General features: G+C 63.2%; 3 protein-coding genes. 2 read left to right on the forward strand and 1 reads right to left on the reverse strand.

Features of this window, described 5'->3' with window-relative positions:
• Positions 1–207: 207 nt before the first annotated feature.
• Positions 208–456: a hypothetical protein gene (locus AC1DUB_RS28230; RefSeq protein ID WP_477732382.1), complete on the reverse strand. Its 249-nt coding sequence runs from the start codon at positions 454–456 to the stop codon at positions 208–210.
• A gap of 166 nt (positions 457–622) precedes the next feature.
• Between AC1DUB_RS28230 and AC1DUB_RS28235 the strand changes: the two genes are divergently transcribed.
• Both AC1DUB_RS28235 and AC1DUB_RS28240 read left to right on the forward strand, forming a co-directional pair.
• Positions 623–862: a hypothetical protein gene (locus AC1DUB_RS28235; protein WP_477732383.1), complete on the forward strand. Its 240-nt coding sequence runs from the start codon at positions 623–625 to the stop codon at positions 860–862.
• The coding region (locus tag AC1DUB_RS28240) for an Ig-like domain-containing protein (protein ID WP_477732384.1) at positions 840–2,041 on the forward strand (1,202 nt) is incomplete at its 3' end. The genes AC1DUB_RS28235 and AC1DUB_RS28240, both read left to right, overlap by 23 nt.

Here is a 2,041-nt window from a genome sequence, read left to right on the forward strand (position 1 = left end):
AATGTGCAGTATGCGGCTTTGCAGGCTGCGGCGGGAGGGACATCCGATTCGGCCATCATCACCAAGTTGCTGGCTGACGGCAATTTGAAAACCGACGTCTGATCGTCGGCCGCCCGCTGGCCGGGCTGGTTTTTGCAGGGCAGACCGCGCAAGTGGCCTGTCCTTTTTTTTTATGCGGCGGAGATTTGGCTGACCGGGTTGACCGACTCAGGGGACTTTGGGGCGCAGCCAGGGCGAGGCGTCGGTGATGCTCTCGTCAAAGTCGTGGTTGCTGCGCCATAGCCCAGCGGTGTCGGGTGCCACCAGCGCTTGCGGGTCGGCAGGGCCTGCAGAAGACGGTCGATCGACGGGGAGGCGCTTGACGCCATGCCGAGCTGCAGACCAAGCCAGCCAACCGGCTGGCTGCCTGACAACGGCGGCGGCGACGACAGTGTCCGGTATTGAGGGGGCTAGCACGGGGTTGGGCTACTGCCCCAAAACAGCCAAAAAACAGCCAAAAAACAGCATCAAATATGGACCAAAGTCCAATAGACGGGCCGATGGCGCAGCCTTAATCTTCAGATCATCAAGATTGGTACTTGGGCTTGCGGGCCCGGGCTTCTTTTTTTCACCGGAGAGCATCATGGCCCAATTCGCTACCGTCGCCGCCATTACAGGAAATGGCACCGTTCTGGCTGTTGACGTGCAGGGCAAGACCCGCGCGCTGAAGGTCGGTGACACCCTGCAAAAGGGCGAAACGGTACGCACCGTCGGGGACGTGCGGGTCGAGCTCATCATGGAAGACGGCCACCATCTGGCGATTGCGCCCGCGCAAAGCGTGCGCCTCGAAATATGGCTTCGTGCCACCCGAGCTGCTGCCTGATGTGGAGGTGATTCCCGAGCCGGTCGTGGAACCCACGGTCAACGTCGGCGTCACCGTGGGCACGCAGGTCGGTATCGGCGAGGGCGGCCCCGGCCTCATCACCGGCGACATGATCCAGGGCACGGTCTCTGCGGCCGATGTGATCGAGGGCTCCGGCGGCGGCAGCAAGGCCGTCACCTTCCTGATCACCCTGGACAAGGTTTCCACGACCGATGTGACGGTCACCTACACCATCGTGCCCGGCACCGCGAGCAATCCGGGGGACTATTTCGATGGCGCGGCCACCGGCACGGTCACCATTCCGGCTGGCTACATCGGCTTCTTCGTCACCGAGAACATTGTGGGCGACATCCTGGTCGAAGGCAACGAGACCTTCACCATTGTCCTGAGCAATCCGATCGGCGCCACCCTGATCAACGACACGGCCACCGTGACCATCATTGACGATGACCACGCACCGGTGGCGGTCGACGACAGCAACAGCCTGACCGAAGACCAGATCTCCGTCTCGGGCAACGTGCTGCCCAACGATACCGATGCAGACGGCCAGACCCTGACCGTGGTCGGCCCCTCGATCACGGTGACCAATGCGTACGGCACGCTGGTCATCGACAGCGCGACAGGCGCCTACACCTTCACGCTGAACGAAGCCACCCAGGCAGCCGCGCAGGCACTGGACGACGGCGAATCCATCAACATGGTCTTCCCCGATGTCTACCGGGTGACCGATGGCGCCAACCTGAGCAATCTGGCCGATGTGACCATCACCATCACCGGCACCAACGACGTGCCGAGGATCACCGTCGATCCCGGCAATGAAGGCGGCAACGACGTGGTGTTCGAGTCCGGTCTGGCCGCCGGCTCCAATGCCGCGGCCGGCAGCGAATTTGCCTCCGGCACCTTCACGGTATCGGATGCGGACGGCCTGGACGACATCCAGAGCGTCACCATCAACGGCGTCACCGTCGCGATCGGCAGCCTGGTGGGCCAGAGCTTCGCCGGCACCAACGGCACGCTGACGGTTACCGCCTACAGCGGCGGCGTCGCCAGCTACACCTATGAGCTGACCAGCCCGACCACGGATGTGGCCGGCCCGGAGACCGACGTCTTCACGCTGACCACGTCGGACGGCACGGGAACTTCCGCACCGGCAGCGATCACCATCGAGATCATTGACGA

It is taken from the genome of Polaromonas sp. P4_F9 (assembly GCF_056401235.1).